Origin of the sequence: Paenibacillus sp. CFBP 13594 (genome assembly GCF_014842675.1) — a bacterium.
GTDB lineage: Bacteria > Bacillota > Bacilli > Paenibacillales > Paenibacillaceae > Paenibacillus > Paenibacillus amylolyticus_B.
Genome location: NZ_JACYVQ010000010.1, coordinates 167,878 through 191,220, shown reverse-complemented (window position 1 = coordinate 191,220; position 23,343 = coordinate 167,878). Strand labels below are relative to the sequence as shown.

Genomic DNA, 23,343 nt, shown 5'->3' with positions numbered 1-23,343 from the left:
AAAGGAACCCACCCTTCTTTGCAAAGTTCTCACGCCCTATTGTATCACAAAAGGGTCTGTCGTCATTCTAGTTTTGTAAAAGCAAATCAAAAGAGACCTTCTATGGAAGGTCCCTTTGATCTTTAGTTCATTGAATCACGATTACCCGTTATCTTCATCCTATGATTCGCTTGGGCATGATATGAGTGATTCCTCGTCTAATACAGGCGATTACCACTCATAAATGTATCTGTTTTACCTTGAAGCTTCGCCAGCCGTTCCAATACCTGTGACGCTTCAGCTACCGTCACTTTGCGTGCAGGCATGAACCGTCCTTCAATCGAAGGAAGCAATCCCAGCTTCAGACTCAGGGAAACCGCTCCCTTACTTGTAATGGCACTGGCATCCGCAATGTTGGGAAGATCCGATGGCAACGTATAGAATCCGGCAAGCTTCTCATAGCGTAAAATACGTACAAGCAGCACTGCCAATTCTTCACGTGTCATCTCTTCCTGCGGATTCAAATTCTGTTCAGGGTCCGCTCCGGCAAGCCAGCGCTGATCGATTAATGCCCGAACTGCCTTATAATACGGGCTGTCAGGTGTCACATCAGCGTATAACTTGTCATCTCCGTCCCCACTGTAGTAAAGATCCATATTTGGATTAATCGCTCTTGCCAGATAGTTAAACCAATCTCCTCGGGTAATCACACGATCCGGGAATACGCGTCCCTGCTCATCAGCAAGCAATACGCCATGCTGTGTCATATTGCGTAGAGCTGCTTCGGCCACATGACCCAAGATGTCCGTAGGTTCAGCCTTGGTTGCAGAGCTTGTGTCCCCGTATAAAAGCTTCCACTCTCCTGTGTTCGCATCCAGCGCTTCATAGTTGCCATAGATTGAATTCTCATCACGTGTAGGCATATAAGCAAGGTTCACCCCCGCTGGGATGACTTGACCACCGTTCGTACCATATCCGCCATAACGGGAATATGCGAGGATCAGCTTGAACTCCTCCAGATAGAGTGCCTTGGCCTCTTCATAACTGATGGCTGGCTTATCATCTGCTGGCAATTGTTCAGGTTTTGCGGCAATGCGTGTATAGAACTCGTTCACGGTTCCATCGTTCAACACCTGCACTTGTGCCGTATCATCTTTCACCTGAATTCCGTTCAGATAGCGTTGGAACATAAACGTACGAGCATCGTCTATCTCAATAACGTTAGCCAGTCGGAACTGCTCCGTTGCGTCTGGAACTAGCGCAATCACTGTGTCCATCGCCAGTTTCTCAGCCTGCTTCCGCGTTACCAATTTGCCTGCCTTCTCCTCAGCCGGCTTCTCCTGTTCCATCTCCGGTCCGATTCGTTGCATCATCGTATAGCTGTAGATCTGCCCGGTAACTGCATCTACCTGTGCTGAGATATCCCGCATGAACATATAGGACATATTGGCACTTCGATCACTCCAGCTCAAACTCCACACCTGATTGTTCGGACTTGAGTAATATCCCTTGCCCAGCTGGCTATGTTCCAGCTTATAACCCTTGGGAATATCAAAGTTTGTTGCGACCCGATTGGCGGCCTGTTGAACATTTAACCTCGTACCATTGGCCGGCACAAAAGGCGTTACATCACCTTTCAACTTCGTATCCTGCTGCAAAGAATCTTCATTCACAGCTTTACCTGTTAATGTATTAATCCGTTCCAACGTATTGGCTTCAATCGGAACGATACTGATATTTTTTGGTGTATATGCAAGATAATACTGCTGACCCTGTTTGGAAGATAGACGATCTTTGGCGATATAAGCCAGTTCCACATCGAACTGTTCTTCAAACTGCTGTCTTGCCTTCTCTTCTGAAGCTGCCGGTTTCGATGAGGGATACTTGGCTTCAATAGTACCTCGTGAGTAACCTGTCACCAAACCACTTTCATCCACATTAATGTAGACTGTCTCTGCATCAGATAACAATCCATCATGTTTTAACTGGTACCCGTATCGATACTCTGTTCTGCCAAACAATGACTCTTGTTCAATGGAAGAATACAGATCTCCAAGCGGAGCATATTCATTGTCCTTAAGACCTGGAATCGCTTGGTACAACAATGCCACGGCCTTTTCTTCAGCTTCAGCTTTGGTTAGCTTCACATCCGATTCCGAGACATGTTTGTCCAGGATATCCGACGGCAAATGTACACTTAACACTTCCCCTGTGCCTGCATGTACAGTTCCACTGAATCCCGACGTATGATTACCTTGTGTAATCTGGAACCCGATCTCCCATGCCTTGTAGTCTGGCGTTGGATAGGAATTAGGTGAATCGAATCGTGCAGATGAGATTGTTGCTTTTTTTAACAATGGAAACAATTTCAGTATATTTTCACTGGCTTGCCTGGATGAGATTTTTGCTCCCTCTGGCACGTCATTGCTCGTTGCGTCTAGTTGTTCATTTTCCCCCGTTGTCGCTTCGGTCAACTGCTCTGCTTGCGCGGCTGATGCACTGCCTGCAAAACCTGGTGTTTGCGAAGCAAGCAGCAGTGTTGCCATCGCTGCGGTTGTTGCTTTGGTTGCGAACATTTTCAAAGTTAGATTACACTTCCAATTCAAACTCAAATCTGGACCTCTCCCTTCAATTTCATACAAAGAAGCATAACAAATAACCTCGCATGAATATTGCCAGTCTATTCTATGATACCATAAGCTTCCTTTTTAATCGTCGTTTTCGGGGCAATTTTACAAATGTGAATTTCTGCATATTGCTATTAACAGCAAAAAAAACGCCAACCACGTTGGCGTTTTCTCTATTAGCCTGCACTCTTATGTAGGCTGATTCTACCTTGTCAACTACTCGCTATAGACGAATCGTTCGACTTCGCCTGACCTTGAACATGGATTTTCAAAAAGGGAATCACGGTATCCCAGAAGGCGGGATCTTCCTCGGAACAACTGTGTCCTCCGCTGTTGACCCATAGATGTTCAACAGGCGGATCGGCTTTGGACATAAAATATTCAAGCTCACTCGGGGGAATGAAATTATCTCCCTTGGAGTGCACCATAAGCATTGGCAGTTGCATCCCCCTGCGCCGTTCATTCAGCATCATCACCGGTTCACGCTGACGATAGGATTTCAGAGATTCACCCAGTCGCCAGAACCAGATTCTCGGAATTAACTGGGCCAGTGGAAATAAGGGCAGACGCCGGCGTCTCAGCTCTGAACTGACGATTACCTCAAATTGCGATGGCATCGAGTCCGTAATCACTGCTGATACAGGAATTCCCTCCGTCACTGCAAGAATCGTACCCAGTCCACCCAAAGAATGTCCAAGTACTCCGATGGCATCCGCATCAATCTCTGGTCGTGCAGTCGTATACTGCAACGCCGCGAGCAGATCATCCCGGAACAGGTAGGCAGATGCAGCACGAACCGGATCACTGGCCCCATGACTACGCACATCATACATAAATAAGGCATATCCAGCTTCCCAGATCGGACGTGCGTAACGAAGAACACGGGAGCGATTGGAGCCCCATCCATGTGCAATGATAACGAGCGGCCATGGTTTCGGAATGTCGGCTCTGGCCGGGATGAACCAGCCATGCACCCGACCTCCCCCACTGTCAAAGGTCACATCCTCAAATGGCATTGGGGGTGTCAGTGTGATTGGAATCTTCTTAGGTGTCTGGCTCTTTACCGCTGCCTTCCATAAACCACCTGCCGTTACTGCGGCCACGGCGAGCATGCCGCCTATCATTGTTTTAGCTTTCACAGGGCATCTCTCCTCTCCGAATTCTGGCATACATCCATCATAAAACAATAGAGTGAACGGCATGTTAAGTCACATGGGTTTTTATGATAAAGATTGATTCAAAAATAATCTATAGGCACCCTTATATATACCCAAATATACATATTCCTCATCTGACGCTGGAATCCTAGACTTCAGCTGCTTCCACAAATCTCCGTGCACATGCTGCAATCCGCTCATGATCTCCTGCCACAAGAGCTTCTCGTGGTAAAAGTGCACTTCCCAGACCTACGGCAGCAGCACCTGCTGCATAGTAGTCAGCAATATTCTCCAGTGTGGCGCCGCCTGTTGCCAGCAGTGGAATATGATTCAATGGAGCTTTGATCTCCCGCAGATACGGTATGCCCAGACTCGCCATCGGGAACAACTTCACAACTCGTGCTCCCGCTTCATGGGCAGCGACAATCTCCGTGGGTGTCATGGCTCCAGGCCAGATCTCGACACCATGTTCTACAGCATATTCAATGACAGACAGATCGACATTGGGAGACACCAGAAATTGTGCTCCTGCAGCGACTGCTTCCTTCGCCATCTGCACATTCAGAACCGTACCCGCTCCAACATAAGCCTTTCCTTCATGCCGCTCACGCCAGTCTGCAATAATATCATGTGCTCCAGGTGTGTTCAGTGTGACTTCCATCAGTCGGATGCCACCACCTGTCATACCTTGTCCAGCTGTTACTGCCGCTTCACGACTTATACCACGCACAATCGCGACCAGCCTCGACTCTAATAAAACTTCCGTCAGATTCATATCCAGTTCCCCTTGCTTCATCAATTCGGCAGCCGAAGACAGGCAATCATGGTCACCGCTTTTCCGTTATTCATTATTGTAAGGCATATCCTCCCCTGGATGAAATCCATTAATCCATTTCAATGTGAATGCGTCTGTCACCAACTCTATGATGTGCTTTTATCACAATGCAAAAAACCTCTCCATGGAAATGGGGATGATTCACCCATTCAATTCCACGAAAGAGGCAGTATTTCGACTGAAAATACTAAGCATTTTCCAATACGTTATCCTTCTCCAAATCTTTAAAGTATCGATCGTTATACAACATGCTCGGATGTGTTGGATGATAGGCGAGTGCGATATCATTATGTTCTCGGGCCTTGGCACGGTTACCCATCCGATCATAACACACACATAGTTGCAGATGCGGCATCCAGGTCCAGGCTGCTTCATTCAGCACTACCATAGGATCATCGGGACGTACAGCACGAGTCGCCTGTTCGTACCAGAACAGGGCCTTGCGATAATCTTCACGGTCAGCAAAATAACCACCCAATCGACAGCAAATCTCGGCTCTTGGCAAATCATAGGCAAATGATCGGAACAACGCGGTGACTTCCTGTTCCGGACGTTCAAGTGCAGCTTCACAATCCGCAATTTTCTGGCACGCAGCGATCTGATCTTCCATCCAGCCCAATCCGGTATCCAGAAACTTCTCATAGTACTTCACCGCATCTTCATGCTGTCCATGGTCCTTCAGTTCATTACCGAAATAGTACAAGTCACGCGGCCCAAATTCCTCTCCGGCCTGTTCCCTTTTGCGATAGATCCGCAGATTCCGATCGGTATACTCCTTATCTTTCTTGTGGGTAACCGCTATATCACTATGCAGCAGATTGCCCGCTACAGCCAGATATTCATGCACCGCGCCAATCCAGCGAAATTGTCGATCCCGACGCACCAGACGATTCCGGCGCAGGTTGTAGGCTACCTTGCCATCTGCTGTGAATGACAGATTGTAATCCATCGTGACACTATCAACATCCGGGTCCAGCGAACGTTTCAAGGCGATCAGTTTCGCCCGATCTTCCGGTTCAAACACATCGTCGGCATCCAGCCACAGAATATATTCACTCTTTGCCTGATCGAAAGCATAGTTGCGTGCTGCTGCAAAGTCATCCACCCACTCAAAATCAACAATACGATCCGTATATCTGGAAGCAATCTGACGGGTACGATCCGTCGAACCGGTATCCACGATTACAATCTCATCGGCAATACCGTTGACCGAGTCCAGACATCTGGCGAGGGAAGCTTCTTCATTTTTCACAATCATACACAGGGTAATACTGATCGTCTCCTCACCTCTTCTCGCCCTGCGATTAAAGGCGGATACCCCCGGCAGTTCGGACAATCGATAAATGTGGTACGCAGGGAAATGAGTATCGACAAACAAACGAAAACCCAGTGCCTGAGCACGAATGCAAAAATGACGATCTTCACCCCAGAAGGATACATTGGGAATCTGGTCATATGAAACTCCTGCTGCCAGAACATTTTTGCGAATAAGAGTACATGCCCCCAGCCCTCCAACTTCATAACAACCCGGGATCCGCAACTGACTCAGAAAAGCAGTCGTTTGTGTGCCTTCGTCCTCCGCCTCGATTCCGTCTAATGTTTTACCACCGCGGCGATACAAGGCATACTCATCTTGCAGCCATACCTGCGGCATTTCCCTGGCATCTGGCTGCCAGCGGGTCCAAAAGATATTGGATACAATGTCTTTGCCACTCGATACAAGTTGCTCCAGCGTCCGCGGATGCAGCACCAAGTCAGAATCAATCAGGAAAACCGCATCGTAGTGATTGTCGCGTGCATATTGCAATATGCGATTTTTCAAACCGGCTACACGCCAAATCTGCTCATCCTGCCAATAGTGTCCTCCCTCATCCTTGCTGTACACCCCTTTGTTGTCAGGACTACCGCTACCATGTTCATCTGCTTGAATAACCGTCCCCTTATGCTGAAGCACAAATTCTTGCAATATATTCGATGCGGCTTCTTCCACGTTATCGTCAACAAACAGATAATCCGTCTTCACTGTTGTTCGTTCCAGTGCATGCAGAGAATCCAGAAATTCACGGAGCACCGGCGTTGTCTGGCGAACCGGGCTGGCAATCAGTACTCTCTTCTGACCAAGCGTTTCATGCTTTTCCGATTGGCGGGTTTCCTGCGATTCGGCCGAACGTCTGGGCGGTGTTTGATTGCTCTTGCTCTCTTTCTCGATTGGATGTTGGGTTTCATGTTGGGTTTCATGTTGGGTTTCATGTTGGGTTTCATGTTGGGTTTCATGTTGGGTTTCATGTTGGGTTTCATGTTGCTTCTCTTTCTGCTTCTCATCTTCTTCGGAATTCGTCTCTATTTGAGGTTTGGATTCTTCTTGCGATGGATGTAACGGGTCTTTCTTCAACGTGCTCACTCTCCTTTCCTTATTCGAGCCATGCCAGCAGTCGCGGCTCTTGATCCAATATCGATTCGTATTGTTCCTTCCAACCGTATTTTGCTTCAGGGTCCAGTGCTTGATAGCGTTCATATTTGCGGATGCGGTCTTCTTCGCGCGACCAGCCATAATGCTTCACCCGGGGAGCATGACACCCATAGGACCAATGCTGGATCGTTAACGGAAAACGCCCACAATGCTGGGGTGTCTCTTTCCATTCATAGTTCATCCCCGGGTGATAACGAATCAGAAATGGCCGATAATAGGCATGCGCCTGCCAGAACTCATCTTCCCGGTAATGCGTCTCACTCCACATATCAAACAATCTGAAATAGATCGCATCTTCATTGCCACTGAGCAGCAGATCACGTACCACCCCAAAGTCACTGGTTAGAATCTCATCCGCATCCAGATTCAAAATCCACTCCGGATTGGTCGCCACCGTCTCTTCCCATTGCTGTTTTCTCAGGCTTACCTCGTCTGCAAAACGTGAAGCAGCGTTCTCCACTAATACGAGTGGAATACCGTCCAGAAGTTCCCGGCACAGCGCGACCGTTGCATCTGTACTTCCGTCATCAATGATTACTGCGCGATCAATCCAGGGACGATGTCTCTCCAGTGCCTGCCTGAGATAGCGATTCTCTTCATTACGAACGATCATCGACAAGGTAATATGTGGTCTTCCATGTTCCTCATGTCTATCCAAAGCTTCACCCCCTTGCTCAAGCTTCTACCTATTAAAATGTCGGACACACGATACCTGGACGAATCACAATCCTCTATTTCCAATCTATGCAGAGCCGGAATGCGGATATGCAGGCCAAGTAAACCTTTCATGGGGTTAATCTTGATGAACGACAAAAAAAGCACCCGCCTTCGCGGATGCTTTTAAGGTAATCACAAGATTAATGTAGTGAAATAAATGAATTAACGGTATTCAGCCAAACGATCATTGAGACTACGTGTCTGTCCATAGACTTCCTGGTACAGTGTGAACAGTCCATCATAGACGGCAACCGTTTCCGGGTTCGGCTCATAGGACTTCGCTGGACGAATAAACGCTGTTGCACATTCCTGCAAGGACGTGAACCAGCCACAACCATAGGCAGCCAGCATTGCTGCACCCATCGCAGGTCCCTGTTCGCTCTCCAGCTTCACAATCGTGGCGTTAAAGACATCCGCCTGCATTTGCAACCAAGCTTCGTTCTTGGCACCGCCACCAATGGAGATGACTTCATTGACGGTTTTGCCTGCACCACGCAGAATATCAATGGACTCGCGCAGCGAGAAGGTAATGCCCTCCATCACCGCACGTCCAAAGTGCTCCAGCTTGTGTCCTGCATCCATACCGATGAAGCTGCCACGGATATTCGCATCCGGATGAGGTGTACGCTCCCCAACGATATATGGTGTGAACAACAATCCGTTGCTGCCCGCCGGAACCTGATCGATGCCCTGTAAGAGCACATCAAATGATTTGTCCGCGGCAAACGTATCCTTGAACCAGGACAGGCTATATCCTGCGGCAAGCGTTACCCCCATAATATAGAAGGCATCTTTCTCCCCGTGATTGAAAAAGTGTACTTTGCCTTCGAAGTCGAGATCTTTGCGCTCTTCGTAGGAAAGCACCACCCCGGACGTTCCGATGCTGCACATTGTCTGTCCTTCACTCAGAATGCCTGCGCCAATCGCACCACACGCATTATCCGCACCACCTGCATATACTTTCGTCGTAGCCACCAGACCCGTTTGATCCGCAATCTCAGGAAGCAACGTGCCCACTTCCTCAAACGATTCCACAAGACGTGGACAAAGGGAGATGGGCAGCTCGAAAGCTTCTGCAATCTCGTTGCTCCACTGTTTGCCTGCAACGTCCAGCAGCAAGGTACCCGCTGCATCCGAATAATCCATAGCGTAATCCCCGGTCAGGCGATAACGCACGTAGTCTTTAGGCAACAGGAACAAGGATGCTTGCTGTAACAATTCAGGCTCGTTCTCCTGAACCCACAGAATTTTTGGCAATGTAAAGCCTTCAAGTGCACGGTTCCGGGCAATGCTTAACAGCTTGCCATCCAGTACTTTTTCGATCCGGCGGCACTGAGCCGTAGTACGTGTATCGTTCCACAGGATTGCGTTACGCAGCGGTTTACCTTCTGCATCCACCAAGACCAGTCCATGCATCTGGCCCGAGAAGCTCAATCCTTCGATTTCCGAAGGCTGCACGCCAGACACTTCCAACAATTTACGCAAGGAAACAATGGTCTGCTCTACCCAATCTTCGGGATTTTGTTCGCTGTATCCAGCCTTGGGCTGGTACAACGGGTATGCCTCGGATGCTTCAAATGCCACTTTTCCTTCGCGATTGACCAACACGGTTTTGACCGCGCTGGTTCCCAGATCGACGCCAATTACGTAACTCATAGGTTAACTCCTCTCGTTTATAACAGGTTTGTATAAATGAAACCTCGATGCTCATGTGGTCACTTCGTGAGCAGAAAACCCTTGGATCGCCGTTACCCCCGGATTTCCTTTATACCCTTTGGCAAGGGTGAAATCCGGGGATAAATGCGACCGCTTTGCTTCCTCAGGTCCTTTCTGCTCACTCCGTTCTGCATACACCATCTTAGACAACCATTTATATCAAAACAGTAAAAACGTACTCGTTTTTGTAGCAAAAAAATTGATCCAATGACCTTGATTCATCATTGGTTATAAATGAAACCTTGATGCTCATAAGGTCACTACCTGATCAGAAAACCCTTGGATCGCCGTTACCCCCAGATTTCCTTTATACCCTTTAGCAAGGGTGAAATCCGGGGATAAATGCGACCGCTTTGCTTCCTCGGGTCCTTTCTGCTCACTCCGTTTTGCATGCATGGTACTGGACACACATGGATATGAAACGTGTAAAACATACTCGTTCTTATAACAGAAAGATTGATCCAATGACATTGATTCGTCATTGGTTATAAATGAAATCCTTGATGCTCATGTGGTCACTTCGTGATCAGAAAACCCTCGGATCGCCGTTACCCCCAGATTTCCTTTATACCCTTTAGCAAGGGTGAAATCCGGGGATAAGCCTATGCTTCCGAAGCCAGCTTTCTTTCAGAAAGCTCTTAGCGCACGCTCCGCTTCCTCGGGTCCTTTCTGCTCACTTCGTTCTGCATGCACCATCTTAAACAACATTTATATCAAAAATTTTAAAAAATCGCGTTATTTAACCAAAAAACCGCCCCCGTCTTCCCAAGGGAAAGTCGGGGACGGTCCGAATGTCATGCTTGTTCAGGCGTTCCATGGTACAAGCTAATCTTGTGCACAGGCAAGCTTGGATACTAATGTCCAACACATATGAGTTGAGTAACCATCGGTGGTCGACGTGCACCAACCCTGCCTAATGCGCTATTAGTCAGCCAAGATGTACTGGTTGAGTTGTGCTCTCAGCAATTCCTGACGTCCGGATTGGTTCTTGCGTGGGCTTTCGTTGTTGAGTGCATACTCAGCAAGGGAAGCAAGTGTTGCTTTACCTGCAACCACATCTGCGCCAATACCTTCGCTGAAGCTGCTGTAACGTTTTTCGATGAAGTCATCGAATACGCGATCTTCGATCAGTTTTGCAGCCACTTTCAGACCTTTAGCATACGTATCCATACCTGCGATGTGTGCCAGGAACAGATCGTCTGCTTCAAAGGAACCACGACGTACTTTCGCGTCAAAGTTCACTCCGCCACGGCCGATACCGCCGTTTTTCAATACTTCATACATAGTCAACGTAGCATCGTACATATCAACCGGGAACTCATCCGTATCCCAACCGATCAGCATATCGCCTTGGTTCGCATCAAGGGAACCGAGCATACCGTTGGTACGAGCAACGCGGATTTCGTGATCGAATGTATGACCAGCCAGTGTAGCATGGTTTGCTTCCAGGTTGAGTTTGAAGTGTTTGTCCAAACCGTATTTTTGCAAGAAAGCAATGGAAGTTGCTGCATCATAATCATATTGGTGTTTCGTTGGCTCTTTTGGTTTAGGCTCGATCAGGAATTGTGCGTCAAAACCAATTTCCTTCGCGTAGTCTACAGCCATGTGGAACATGCGAGCAATGTTGTCTTGCTCCAGTTGCATGTCTGTGTTCAGCAATGTGTCGTAACCTTCACGACCGCCCCAGAAGACATAGTTTTCAGCGCCCAGACGTTTACCCACTTCCAGACCTTTCTTGATCTGTGCTGCAGCATGAGCATACACGTCTGCGTTGCAAGTCGAAGCTGCACCAAACATGAAGCGTGGGTTCGAGAACATGTTCGCCGTGTTCCAGAGCAGTTTTTTGCCGCTGGATTTCATATGATCTTCAATCAGATCAACGATTGTATCGATGTTGCTGTAGAACTCGCGCAGGTTGTTGCCTTCTGGTGCAATGTCCACATCGTGGAAACAGAAGAACGGGAGATTCATTTTTTCCAAAAATTCAAATGCCGCTTCCACGCGTACTTTCGCGAGGTCCAGACCCGAGTATTTATCCCACGAACGAACAGCTGTCTCCGCACCGAACGGGTCACTGCCGCCTGCAGTTAATGTATGCCAGTAAGCCATGCCGAAACGGAAATGTTCTTCCATCGATTTGTCGGCTACCACTTCTTCCGGATTATAATGTTTAAAAGCAAAAGGATTCTTGGAATCTTTACCTTCGAATGAAATTTTATTAACGGATTCAAAATAGGCCATGTGTAAAATGCCTCCTCAATAGTTTTAAGAAATCGTTTACACCGTTATCCTATCACATCGAATTTACTTTGTCTATTGGTTAAACAAAGTAAAAATAAAATTGTTTTTTACACGCTTGTTTACGCTATAATAGTCGAATAACTTGTTTCGGATGTGGGTCAGAACCCTTTAACAGAAGAATAGGAGTGCCTTAACGATATGAAAATAACCGGAGACCAGATGCTGGTCAAAAAAATAAACAAGTCGATCGTTCTGGATACGATCCGGCGCCATGCCCCTCTTTCTCGCGCACGAGTGTCCGAGGTTACGGGGCTGAACAAAGCAACGGTATCCAACCTGGTTGCTGATCTGATCAGTGATGACCTGGTACAGGAGATTGGCCCTGGGGAATCCAGCGGCGGACGTAAACCACTTATGCTGCTATTTCGAGGGACATCAGGCTATGCAGTCGGTCTGGAACTCAGTGTGACCCATTTGAAAGGCGTGCTTACAGATCTCGAAGGACACATCATTACAGAGTACGCAGTAACCTTGGAACATCATGACGTCTCCTCTGTACTGGAGCAATTGAAATTGGCAGCAAAACAGCTCATTGAAGCAGCTCCTGCTTCCCCTCACGGTGTCATTGGTATTGGCATCGGAGTGCCGGGCATGGTGGATGAGGCAGGAACGGTCCTGTTTGCACCCAACTTGGGGTGGGAGAAGGTAGCTCTGCGCTCGATGCTTGAAGAAGAATTTGAACTGCCTGTAACGATCGATAATGAAGCCAATGCTGGTGCCCATGGAGAGCTGAATTTTGGGGCAGGTATCGGTGTCCGTCACATGATCTACATCAGTGCAGGCATGGGGATTGGTTCAGGCATCATGGTGGATGGTGAATTATACAAAGGTGCGTGGGGATACGCCGGGGAAACAGGCCATATGTCCATTGAAGCGGAAGGTCTTCCCTGTTCCTGTGGTAATCGTGGTTGCTGGGAGTTATACGCATCGGAAAAAGCCTATGAGCACCCGGATCATCAGCTAAAATTACCTGCTCATACCACACGCGAGCTTATTCATTATGCGGAGCAAGGCCACGATGCTGTTCAAGAATTATACAACACGATTGGACGCAAACTGGGGATTGGCATTACCAATATTGTTAACAGTTTCAACCCGGAACGTATTATTATTGGTGGACCGCTCTCTGAAGCAGGTCCCTGGATTGAAACGGCATTAAAACAGGTTGTCGAAGAACGTACGTTACCCTATCATCGCCGCAGTTTGCAGATTGAATGGGCAGCTCTAGGCAGCCGTTCCACCCGGGTTGGTGCCGCTTACTCTGCAATATCCCAATTTTTAGGTAAAATAAGAGTGTCCGTCTAATAACAGATGAAAATTGACATCATTTCGCCCCATTTCCTCCCTTTTTGTTAAAGAAATCCAGATGTATAATGGGGTTATGTGATTTTTGTCATGGCTGTGTGGATATAGCTGTGTTAATTCCGATAACGAAACGGAGTGAAAAGAAGCGTGACCTACGTGGATACTTCAGATATCTCGGCGCAAATGTTTGTCACCGTACTCCTGTTCCTGATTGTGCTTGCGCCCCTGTTCAGCCTTGGCATACTCCGATTGTTTCAGAGCAAAAAGAAGGCTGGTTTCATGTACATGCTGTCAGGAGTGCTGGTATATGTTGTGTTTCAGACTTTCATGAGTATTTTTTTCTAAATTATATTCTGCCTTATGCACAAAAAACCGTACCCTTCCGGGTACGGTTCTTTCTATATCCTAACGGCTCGCGAAAACCGGAATTGCATATGAATCGAAAATTTCTTTCAACATATGATGATTCAGATAATCAGCCTGATTTAAGCGTCCAATGCTTTAGCAAATTGAGTTTTGTTCATACCCAGAATGCGGTGTTCACCAATTACAGTCAATGGCACGGCACGTACGCCCATGTCCCATACTTGTTGTGCAAATTCATCGCTAGTTTCGATGTTGCGCTCTTCATAAGAGATACCTTTGTCAGCCAGGAATGTTTTTACGGATTTGCAGTTCGGGCAGTTCGTTGATGTATATACAATTACGTTTTCCATGTTTAATTCACCTCATATGGTTTTATATTAATCTATAGTTTGGTTGGAATCAGCTAGTTCTATTACAGAACAACTGCGCTGTGCTCCAAGCTCTCAATGTATTTCTCTGTGTCCATGGCAGCCATACATCCGCTACCTGCCGCTGTGATTGCTTGTTTGTAACGTGTATCCTGAACGTCACCACATGCGAATACGCCTGGGATGTTTGTCTCGGATGTGCCTGGTGTAGTCAGGATATAACCGTGTTCGTCGGTAGTGATCTGTCCGCCAAGGAATCCGGTATTTGGTGTGTGACCGATGGCTACGAATACGCCGCTTGCCGGAATCACTTCTTCTACACCTGTTTCGTTGTTCAATACTTTCAGACCTGTTACGCCGTTGTCACCAGCAAGGACTTCAAGTGGTGTACGATTCAAAGCCATTTCTACTTTTTCGTTGCTGCGTGCACGATCCTGCATGATTTTGGAGCCACGCAGTTCTTCACGACGGTGTACCAGCGTTACTTTGGAACCGAAACGGGACAGGAAGCTTGCTTCCTCAAGGGCAGAGTCACCACCGCCGATCACGATGATCTCTTTGTTACGGAAGAAGAATCCATCACATGTTGCACATGTGCTGACACCGCGCCCTACATTCGTTTCTTCACCTGGGATACCCAGGTATTTAGCAGATGCGCCTGTAGACAGGATCAATGTTTCGGATACGAGTTCCCCCATACCTTCAACTTGAATCTTGAATGGACGCTCGCTCATGTCGATGTTGTTCACCCAGCCAGTGCGGAATTCAGCACCGAAACGCTCAGCTTGTTTACGCATGTTGTCCATCAGTTCAGGACCCATGATGCCATCAGGGAAACCTGGGAAGTTCTCCACTTCCGTTGTTGTTGTCAGTTGGCCACCAGGTTGTGGACCTTCAATAACGAGCGGGTTCAAGTTGGCACGTGCCAGATAGATTGCTGCTGTCAGCCCTGCAGGGCCTGTTCCAATAATAATTGATTTATACATGTATAGTTCCTCCCCCGGGTTCTGCAAAAAGGTTAGACCCTCCGGCATCAAAAGCTTAGGCTTTTGCATACACTAGAACGAAAAGCCCATATCATGTCCACAAGACCTGCATGTGATATGACAATGGCCCTATGCAGAAACGGAATTCTAATTTATAATCATTCTAATCTGTTGTTCATTATGATCTCTTTTATGTACGGTGTCAATGCTCGGCAGCGATTATGAAGAAGTCTTCATCAGGAGGGAAAATGGAAGCATGAACGATGCACTCATTGGCAGTTTTATATCAGCCATGTCAACCGGCCTAGGGGCCGTACCCATTCTATTTATGCGCAAAATATCGCACCGTCTGCGTGATATCTTGCTGGCATACGCCGCAGGTATTATGACCTCGGCCTCGGTGTATAATCTCATTCCGGAAGCGCTTGGCCAATCGAATCTCTTTGTACTTGCATTTGGTATTATGCTTGGTAGCCTGGTTCTACTGGTGCTGGAGATGAAGATTCCACACGTCGATCTGGAGAATCCCGAGAAAATGCCTTTTAAAATTGAAACCAAAGCCTTCATGATTATTGCAGCCATCACCATGCATAACCTGCCAGAAGGGTTATCCGTTGGCGTTAGCTATGCAAGCTCGGATGAGAACCTGGGCAATCTCATTGCCTTTTCCATCGGATTGCAGAATGCACCGGAGGGATTCCTGGTCGCCCTCTTTCTTGTGAACCAGAACATTGGCCGCTTCAAAGCGCTGGGTATTGCCACCCTGACTGGAGCGGTAGAGATTATTACCGCTATGATTGGTTACACATTAAGCAGTCTCGTAGCTGGTCTTGTGCCTTATGGTCTGGCCTTTGCAGCTGGTGCGATGATGTTCATTGTTTATAAGGAACTTATTCCCGAAAGTCACGGCGATGGCAATGCACGTGTGGCGACGATGTCCTTTTTGCTCGGGCTCATCACGATGATTGGTCTGACCGAACTGTTTTAATTGAAGACTAAAGAACCCGAGCGAACAGTCCAAGACTGTCGACCGGGTTCTTTGTTTAGCCACAAATGAAGATTCCATGAAATTACTGGGACCGTCTGTCAGAGGTATTTCGCCCTCTCCTGATCAGGATTGGATGAAACGAATCAGTTCCGAATTGAATTTTTCCAATTCATCATAGAATGCACCATGACCGCTCTCTTCAAAAGCAATCAGTTGAGACGAAGCGATGCCTTGGTGCATCTGCTCGGCGAACTCAAACGGACAGATCTCATCTTTTTTCCCGTGCAAAATGGCTGTTGGCACCCGAATCGAACTCAGGTCACCTCGCAAGTCCTCATCCCGCAACGCAATTGCACTGCGAATGGTACCATAAGATGAAGCTTCCATGCCGAGAGCGTGGAACCAATCCATGAATGGCTGGCTGTGTTTCTTCGCGAAGAACATGCCGCCAAATGTCTCCAGCAACTTCGGACGATCTGCAAAGATCGGCTCAATGATCTGCTCATTCAGCTGCTCTGGAGTCAGTCCATACGGATAACCTTCACGCTGTGTGAACACAGGTGCTGCCGCAGATAACAAGGCCAGCTTGGAGACACCATGTCCCTTATGTCTGGCCATGTAATGTACTGCAATCGCTCCACCCATGGAGAACCCTGCGAGTACCGCGTCTTTCAATTCCAGATCATCGATAACGGCACGAACATCATCTGCCATGCGATCATAATCATATCCTGTGGAAGGCTTATCCGATAAGCCATATCCTCTAAAATCTATCGCAATGGCACGAATGCCGTGGTTCGGCAGTACATTCAACTGATATTCAAACATTTTATAATTAACAGGCCAGCCGTGCAAAAAGACAACCGGGGTGCCTTCGCCAATATCTTCAACATATACTTTTACATTTGGTTCCACTTGTACATAACGTCCCATATTTCACAGCTCCCTTATTATCGAACCGTCTCTTCGAATCATTACCCACTGACCCAAGGTTCAAACGTAAGCCGTTCAACCAGCCGCATACTACCAGCGAAACCAATTAACCATCTTCCTCTCCAAATCTGATTACCGTAGCAGCCTAAGCCCATTCAGAATAACCAGAATTGTACTGCCTTCATGACCTACCACACCCAAAGGCAATGCGACGTCTTGGAGGAAGTTACCTGCAATTAAGGCCAGAATAACGGTGATGGCAAAAAACATATTTTGTTTCACCGTACGCTGAGCTCGACGAGCCTGCCCAATGACCCAAGCGATCTCTTCAATGTTATCGTTCATCAGTACCGCATCAGCGACCTCCAGTGCAGTTCCGCTGCCGGACAATCCCATCCCCATACCCACAGTAGCTGCTGCAAGTGCTGGTGCATCATTTACGCCATCCCCTACCATCAGCACAGGACCATACTGTTTGCGGAGCACTTGGACCTTCTTCACTTTATCTTCTGGCAGCAAGTCTGCATAGACCATGCTTACCCCCGTTTCACGCGCAATCACAGAAGCTGATCTGGCCCGATCTCCTGTTAACATCGCAACTTTTACACCCATGGCTTCCAGCTTTTTCACTGCAGCTGCTGCCTGTGGCCGTACGGTGTCCCGCATGGCGATCAGCCCAACTAATTCACCATCAGCCATAACAACGGATACGGTTTTCCCCTCCCCCTCAAGACGGGAGCGTACATCGCCCCACTCAGAAGATACCCTCACATGGTTAACACCATGTTCATCTGGATCACCAACGTTGCTATCTTTCATCTCCTCTGACTGCATTGATCCCAATACACCTGTTTTGCCAATGCTCCAGACCACACCATTTATAGTTCCTTCGATACCCCAGCCTGTTAGAGCCTGGACGTGCTCCGCTTCCTGAAGTGTAATGTTCTCCATGTTCGCCTGATCTACGATGGCACGAGCCAAAGGATGCATGGAGAGGTTCTCAATTGCCGCTACCGCAGCTAAGAGCTGGGCGCGATCTACATTTTCAGCCGTGATAATATCGGTGACTTGCGGGGTGCCCATGGTCAATGTACCTGTTTTGTCAAAAGCCACGACCTGCGTGCGTGCCATATTCTCCATATGGGCACCACCCTTGAAGAGAATGCCACGGCGCGCACTGCTGGACATCGCGGACAGCATGACAGGCATGATCGAAGACACCAATGCACAAGGTGATGCAACAACCAGAAATACCATCGCTTTATAAAATGCCTCGTTCCATGTCCAGCCAAGCAGCAGTGGAGTTCCTGCAATCACAAGTAAAGTCACCCCTACAATAATGCGTGCGTATACCCCTTCAAACCGCTCCATAAAACGCTGGGAATCCGGCACTTCTGCCTGCGCTTCCTCCACCATTTTAATGATTTTGCCAAACAGTGACCCTTCAGCCGATTTTGTAACCTCTACGTATAAGGCACCCTCCCCGTTTACCGTACCTGCATAGACTTCATCCCCCGCAACTTTGTCCACAGGCAGGGATTCTCCGGTGATGGACGACTGATTGATAAAAGAACTCCCCCGGTACACGACACCATCTGCTGGGATGAGTTCTCCCGGTTTGACCAACAGCAGATCACCCGGCTGCAGATCATCAATAGCCACGAGGTTCATCTGTCCGTCCTCAATACGCAGTGCTGTCTCCGGCTTCAGCGCGAGCAACGATGAGATATCCTTATGACTGCGCTCTGTCGCATAACTTTCCAACGCACCACTGAGTGCAAAAATAAAGATCAGCATCGCGCCTTCATTCCAGTAACCGATGGCTGCTGCCCCAAGGGATGCGGCAATCATCAGCAGGTTTACATCCAGATCACGGTCCTTGACCAGTGTCTCGATGCCATCCTTCGCTTTGGTCCAGCCGCCAACGGCATACGCCACAATGTAGAGCACGATGGATAAAGTACCAAAATACGGTGCAGTTCCCCAGGCAATCAGCATCAACAGTCCGCTGCCCAATGCTGATTGCATCTCTTTATTCTGCACCATGGCTCGAAAATCAGGCTTCTTGCCCCGATTGGGGCCGGGTGTTTGGGATGAGCTTTGTTCTACTTGTTTCTGTCTGTGTAGAGGTTGATGTATCGCTTGCATATAAATCACGTTCCTTTCGAATGGTAGGTTTGCGGAGAGTGAATGTGCTCCAGTTCCGCTTCCAGAAATGAAGTTGTATTGAGAATGAGAGCCATTGTTAATGCCCTAAAAATGACACATGCTGCTGCGGGAATCCCGCAGCAGCATGGTTTTGTGAATGATTTTGAAATAATCTCGAATGAGAATGATAATCATTTTTGTGCTTATGCAATTATTTTTACCCAATACAACTTTTAATCAGTATATGCCTGTAATCCTCATTTGTAAATGGATATTTTCCGGACGGTTACTCCTAAATGCGCGTTAAAAAGGCAAAAAGCCGCTGTCCATGGGACAACGGCTTAAAGCATCTATTGATAGGCGTTTGATTATTTTATAGCATATCGCTTAAGTGAATGTTTCACATCCACCCAATACCATTTATGCACCTACACTTGCTCCCTGACTTGCTTTGATCGCTTGCTCCAGATCATGGATAATGTCTTGAATGTTCTCTGTGCCAATAGACAGACGAATCAGCTCCGGATTAACCCCTGCGGCAGTTTGTTCATCTTCAGTCAACTGCGCGTGAGTCGTACTTGCCGGGTGAATGATCAGTGACTTGGAATCGCCCACGTTTGCAAGGTGAGAGAACAGTTTAACATTTTCAATCAATTTACGACCCGCTTCCGCACCACCTTTGATGCCAAAGGTCAGAATGGCGCCCTGCCCTCTTGGCAGATACTTCTGTGCAAGCTCATAAGAACCATGGCTCGGCAGACCTGCATAACTTACCCAAGACACATCCTCATGTTTCTCAAGGAATTCAGCAACCGCAAGCGCGTTGCTACTATGGCGCTCTACGCGCAAGTGCAATGTCTCCAGTCCTTGCAGCAACAACCATGAGTTGAATGGAGAGATCGTTGCACCCAGGTCACGCAGAAGTTGTACACGAGCTTTGATAATATAAGCAATCGGTCCAACCGCTTCCGTATATATAACACCGTTATAACTGGCGTCAGGCTCCGTCAAACCAGGGAACTTGCCGCTTGCTTTCCAGTCAAATTTTCCGCTATCCACGATAACACCACCAATGGATGTACCATGACCGCCAATAAATTTCGTTGCAGAGTGAACGACAATATCTGCACCATGTTCGATTGGACGAAGCAGGTACGGACTTGGGAACGTATTATCCACGATCAAGGGAATTCCATGTTCATGAGCGATGGCTGCTACCGCTTCAATATCCAGTACATTCCCCTTTGGATTACCAATCGTTTCGGCATACAATGCTTTCGTTTTCTCCGTAATCGCCGCCCGGAAATTCTCAGGATCACTGGAATCTACAAATTTCACGTCCAGACCCAGTTTCGGCAAAGTTGTCGAGAACAGATTGTATGTACCTCCATACAAACTCGCCGAAGACACGATCTCATCGCCTGCACCAGCAATATTCAGAAGTGAAAACGTAATGGCTGCCTGACCAGAAGCTGTAGCCAGCGCTCCAGCTCCGCCTTCCAACGCCGCAATTCGTTGCTCAAACACGTCGGTTGTTGGATTCATCAGACGGGTATAGATGTTGCCAAACTCTTTCAAACCAAACAAGTTAGCTGCATGCTCGGTGTCCTTGAATCCATAGGATGTTGTCTGATACAAGGGTACAGCTCGTGCGTTGGTGGTTGGATCAATCTCCTGGCCTGCATGAATTGCCAATGTTTCAAATGAAAGCTCACGTTCGTTTGACATAAATCTGAATCCTCCCTTGATATATACGTTCGATAAATTTCATGATGTCTTGACATGGTGGCGTTGTTTTCCATATTCTCTCACAAGATGTTGCATTTGAAAAGACTTATTTCCGATTTTTCCGATGAGAAATATTAAATATGTACATTAACATTTCCATACCAAAAAAACCTTTGCCCTCGCAAAGGTTTTTCGGCTGCTGCAGATGCGCTGCACCACTTTTCAATCCGGCTGTCTCTTAGACCCGAACTGCACTCCATACTTCACGCAAATGTTTGGCCGCAGGTACAGCTTCCTCCGCAGTTACACCTTCAAGTGAAATATCGATATGTGGCTTATACGTTTTTAGCAATTCAAAAAATAACGGGTAATCCAGTATGCCTGCCCCAGGTACCGGATTGTACTTCTCTCCCTGTGCATCAAAGGCTACATCTTTGGCATGGATCACAATCATGCGCTGATACAGCGATTCCATCACCTCGCGTAAGAAAGCCCCTTGATCTGTAGCATGTGGTTGCTTGATCAGATTACACGGGTCGAACAGCATCCCCAGATTCGATGAAGGAATCTCTTCAAACAAACGTGTCATATGTTCATGCGTATGAAGAGTATGTGTGGACACAGGCTCAATCGCCGCATGCACGCCCCATTTCTCGGCTTCTTCAGCCAACTCCTCAACCGTTTCTTTCAGCACACTCCACGCCTTCCCTTCATATCCATCCGGATGTGTATCCTGATAAGTGTCCAAGTCCCCGGTCTCCGTTGCTACCATGCTGCAACCAAAATCCCGGGCATAACGCAGATGCTCCTTGAATCGATCAATGTCCGCACGGCGGCTTACCGGATCAGGGTCAATCGGATTAATATAACAGCCCAGTACCGCAATCTTCACCCCGCGCTGTGCAAATTGATCTCCGATCTCATTCGCTAGCCCTGGGCTCAGCTTGCCATTTGATGAGTCCACATCGGATAATGCTTTGGCCAGCGCCAGCTGTACGGAATTAAATCCGTTATCCGCAATCGTCTGCGCAAGCTGTGCTGTAGGCTGTTTGCCAAATGTATGTGCCAGAATACCAAGTTTCATCTCACTGCCTCCTTATGCTAATCCGATGATCAAGTGATTAACGTGCCATCCAGCCGCCATCGACATTCAGCACATGACCATTCAGATAATCCGAAGCGGCAGATGCCAGAAAGACAACCGGGCCTTTCAGATCTTCAGGTGTTCCCCAACGCCCCGCAGGAATACGGGCTGTAATATCCCGGTAACGATTCTCGTCCGCACGGATCTGGGTAGTATTATCGGTTTCCATATAACCAGGTGCGATACCGTTAATCTGGATTCCTTTACCTGCCCATTCATTGGCGAGTGCTTTGGTTAAACCGGCAACGCCATGTTTACTGGCTGTATACCCTGGCACGTTGATCCCACCTTGATAGGACAACATGGAGGCAATATTAATGATTTTGCCACTTCCGCGTTCAATCATATGTCTGCCTGCCAATTGGCTTAGGAAAAATACAGTGTTCAGGTTCAGACCAATTACATCATGCCAGTCCTGCCCTGCATGATCAGCCGCAGGTGTGCGACGAATGATTCCGGCATTGTTGACGAGAATGTCAATTCTGCCCTGGAACGCAAGCGCCTGTTCGAACACAGCCGACAACTCATCTTCACGACTTAAATCCGCTTCAATCACATAAGCTTTGCGTCCGAGTGCTTCAATAGCACTTGCCGTTGCCGCAGGTTTGGAATAAGAGACCAGCACCACATTAGCACCTGCTTCTGCCAAACCAATGGCCATCCCTTGTCCAAGTCCTCCCGAGGTACCTGTCACCAGTGCAACTTGTCCGCTTAAATCAAATGGGTTCATGAATGATTCCTCCGCATGGTTTTGATATGCAATTCCTTAGATCCGTCCGTACTTTAATCCCATGAATAATGAATGAGGTTAACTTTGATAATCCACTGTGACACCGCTCTGCTCGTATAAGGCAGCCGTCTCTTCATCCAAACGACTATCGCTGATAATATAGTCCAGTTCCGAACACTGGGCGAAAGTTCGCAGTGCAAATTGTCCGAATTTATAATGATCCACAACGCCGTATACTTGCTGCGAGGCGGATATCATTGCTTTTTTCAAAGGAACCAGATCTCCCGTGTATATGGATAATCCAAATTCCGGATGAAGGGCTGTCGTGGATATAAAGGCTTTATGAATGTTAAGACCGGAGATAAAGGTAGCTGTATCATCCCCCACCAGCATATTCCGAACACGAGCCCCGCCAGGCACAACCAGTCGTACCTGCTCCTTCTTGGTAAGCTCCGCAATAATGAACAAGTCATTGGTCACCACCGTCAACGGCTGATTGTCGAGACGTTTGGCCATCTCCAGCGTGGTGCTGCCACCATCAAGAGCAACGATATCTCCAGGTCGAATGTAAGCCAGAGCACGTTCAGCAATCTCCGTTTTCTCCGAATGATGCTTCTCGGTAACTCCGCGGCTATTCAAGATGCCATATTGGTCATTCTGGGCCAACATAGCACCACCATGGACACGTACGAGCAGTCCCATACTCTCCAACTTGTCGAGATCCTCTCGCACTGTTTTCCCAGTCACCTGCAACAATTCACTCAGATCACTGACGGTTACCTCCTGGCGCTCCAGAAGAGCCTCCATGATTTTTTCATGTCTTTTCAATGGATTCATCCTAATCA

The 23,343-nt window shown here is 47.8% G+C and carries 19 protein-coding genes; 4 read left to right on the top strand and 15 right to left on the bottom strand.

Features of this window, described 5'->3' with window-relative positions; genetic code table 11:
- Positions 1-197 precede the first annotated feature (197 nt).
- The 7 genes from IFU39_RS26530 to xylA form a co-directional block, all read right to left on the bottom strand.
- The gene (locus IFU39_RS26530; RefSeq protein ID WP_192135795.1) at positions 198-2,591 is read right to left on the bottom strand and encodes an S-layer homology domain-containing protein; all 2,394 of its coding nucleotides are present in this window, start codon (positions 2,589-2,591) and stop codon (positions 198-200) included.
- A 227-nt stretch (positions 2,592-2,818) separates the two neighbouring features.
- A complete protein-coding gene (locus tag IFU39_RS26525) occupies positions 2,819-3,745 on the bottom strand; it encodes an alpha/beta hydrolase (protein ID WP_223199777.1) in 927 nt (308 codons plus the stop codon).
- A 166-nt stretch (positions 3,746-3,911) separates the two neighbouring features.
- Positions 3,912-4,538 (bottom strand): bifunctional 4-hydroxy-2-oxoglutarate aldolase/2-dehydro-3-deoxy-phosphogluconate aldolase, encoded by a 627-nt coding sequence (locus tag IFU39_RS26520; RefSeq protein WP_192135793.1) that lies wholly within the window; start codon positions 4,536-4,538, stop codon positions 3,912-3,914.
- Positions 4,539-4,785: 247 nt separating this feature from the next.
- Complete coding sequence (locus tag IFU39_RS33630) at positions 4,786-5,856, bottom strand: glycosyltransferase family 2 protein (protein ID WP_197997933.1); 1,071 nt, start codon at positions 5,854-5,856, stop codon at positions 4,786-4,788.
- 1,153 nt (positions 5,857-7,009) lie between these two features.
- Entirely contained in the window at positions 7,010-7,726 is a 717-nt protein-coding gene (locus IFU39_RS26510) for a glycosyltransferase family 2 protein (RefSeq protein WP_244661128.1), read from the bottom strand.
- Positions 7,727-7,947: 221 nt separating this feature from the next.
- On the bottom strand, positions 7,948-9,441 hold the full coding sequence (xylB, locus tag IFU39_RS26505; RefSeq protein ID WP_192135789.1) for a xylulokinase: 1,494 nt from the start codon (positions 9,439-9,441) through the stop codon (positions 7,948-7,950).
- A 984-nt stretch (positions 9,442-10,425) separates the two neighbouring features.
- Positions 10,426-11,742, bottom strand: a complete 1,317-nt coding sequence (xylA, locus tag IFU39_RS26495; protein WP_192135785.1) for a xylose isomerase — start codon at positions 11,740-11,742, stop codon at positions 10,426-10,428.
- Between the two features lie 198 nt (positions 11,743-11,940).
- Here xylA and IFU39_RS26490 point away from each other — a divergent pair, with 198 nt between their 5' ends.
- Both IFU39_RS26490 and IFU39_RS26485 read left to right on the top strand, forming a co-directional pair.
- Positions 11,941-13,107 carry an ROK family transcriptional regulator gene (locus tag IFU39_RS26490; protein ID WP_105601886.1) on the top strand — a complete coding sequence of 389 codons (1,167 nt, stop codon included), beginning with the start codon at positions 11,941-11,943 and terminating at the stop codon, positions 13,105-13,107.
- Between the two features lie 147 nt (positions 13,108-13,254).
- A complete protein-coding gene (locus IFU39_RS26485) occupies positions 13,255-13,452 on the top strand; it encodes a hypothetical protein (RefSeq protein WP_053779005.1) in 198 nt (65 codons plus the stop codon).
- A gap of 140 nt (positions 13,453-13,592) precedes the next feature.
- Here IFU39_RS26485 and IFU39_RS26480 read toward each other — a convergent pair whose 3' ends face one another.
- Both IFU39_RS26480 and trxB read right to left on the bottom strand, forming a co-directional pair.
- The gene (locus tag IFU39_RS26480; RefSeq protein ID WP_036668031.1) at positions 13,593-13,823 is read right to left on the bottom strand and encodes a glutaredoxin family protein; all 231 of its coding nucleotides are present in this window, start codon (positions 13,821-13,823) and stop codon (positions 13,593-13,595) included.
- Between the two features lie 62 nt (positions 13,824-13,885).
- Entirely contained in the window at positions 13,886-14,827 is a 942-nt protein-coding gene (gene trxB, locus IFU39_RS26475; RefSeq protein ID WP_105601888.1) for a thioredoxin-disulfide reductase, read from the bottom strand.
- Between the two features lie 256 nt (positions 14,828-15,083).
- On the opposite strand from trxB, the gene IFU39_RS26470 reads away from it, so the two are divergent.
- Positions 15,084-15,815: a ZIP family metal transporter gene (locus IFU39_RS26470; RefSeq protein WP_036606933.1), complete on the top strand. Its 732-nt coding sequence runs from the start codon at positions 15,084-15,086 to the stop codon at positions 15,813-15,815.
- Positions 15,816-15,938: 123 nt separating this feature from the next.
- Here IFU39_RS26470 and IFU39_RS26465 read toward each other — a convergent pair whose 3' ends face one another.
- Together IFU39_RS26465 and IFU39_RS26460 are read right to left on the bottom strand one after the other, a co-directional pair.
- Positions 15,939-16,748: an alpha/beta fold hydrolase gene (locus IFU39_RS26465; protein ID WP_192135783.1), complete on the bottom strand. Its 810-nt coding sequence runs from the start codon at positions 16,746-16,748 to the stop codon at positions 15,939-15,941.
- Positions 16,749-16,880: 132 nt separating this feature from the next.
- Positions 16,881-18,896, bottom strand: a complete 2,016-nt coding sequence (locus IFU39_RS26460; protein ID WP_192135781.1) for a heavy metal translocating P-type ATPase — start codon at positions 18,894-18,896, stop codon at positions 16,881-16,883.
- Positions 18,897-18,980: 84 nt separating this feature from the next.
- Between IFU39_RS26460 and IFU39_RS26455 the strand changes: the two genes are divergently transcribed.
- Positions 18,981-19,133: a hypothetical protein gene (locus IFU39_RS26455; RefSeq protein WP_192135780.1), complete on the top strand. Its 153-nt coding sequence runs from the start codon at positions 18,981-18,983 to the stop codon at positions 19,131-19,133.
- A 183-nt stretch (positions 19,134-19,316) separates the two neighbouring features.
- On the opposite strand, the gene IFU39_RS26450 is transcribed toward IFU39_RS26455, so the two are convergent.
- From IFU39_RS26450 to IFU39_RS26435, 4 genes are all read right to left on the bottom strand, one after another.
- Positions 19,317-20,624 (bottom strand): homocysteine synthase, encoded by a 1,308-nt coding sequence (locus tag IFU39_RS26450; RefSeq protein WP_192135779.1) that lies wholly within the window; start codon positions 20,622-20,624, stop codon positions 19,317-19,319.
- Positions 20,625-20,862: 238 nt separating this feature from the next.
- Complete coding sequence (locus tag IFU39_RS26445) at positions 20,863-21,708, bottom strand: sugar phosphate isomerase/epimerase family protein (RefSeq protein WP_192135778.1); 846 nt, start codon at positions 21,706-21,708, stop codon at positions 20,863-20,865.
- Between the two features lie 37 nt (positions 21,709-21,745).
- Positions 21,746-22,498 carry a 2-dehydro-3-deoxy-D-gluconate 5-dehydrogenase KduD gene (kduD, locus tag IFU39_RS26440; RefSeq protein ID WP_192135777.1) on the bottom strand — a complete coding sequence of 251 codons (753 nt, stop codon included), beginning with the start codon at positions 22,496-22,498 and terminating at the stop codon, positions 21,746-21,748.
- A 78-nt stretch (positions 22,499-22,576) separates the two neighbouring features.
- Positions 22,577-23,335 carry a DeoR/GlpR family DNA-binding transcription regulator gene (locus IFU39_RS26435; protein ID WP_091019281.1) on the bottom strand — a complete coding sequence of 253 codons (759 nt, stop codon included), beginning with the start codon at positions 23,333-23,335 and terminating at the stop codon, positions 22,577-22,579.
- Positions 23,336-23,343 lie beyond the last annotated feature (8 nt).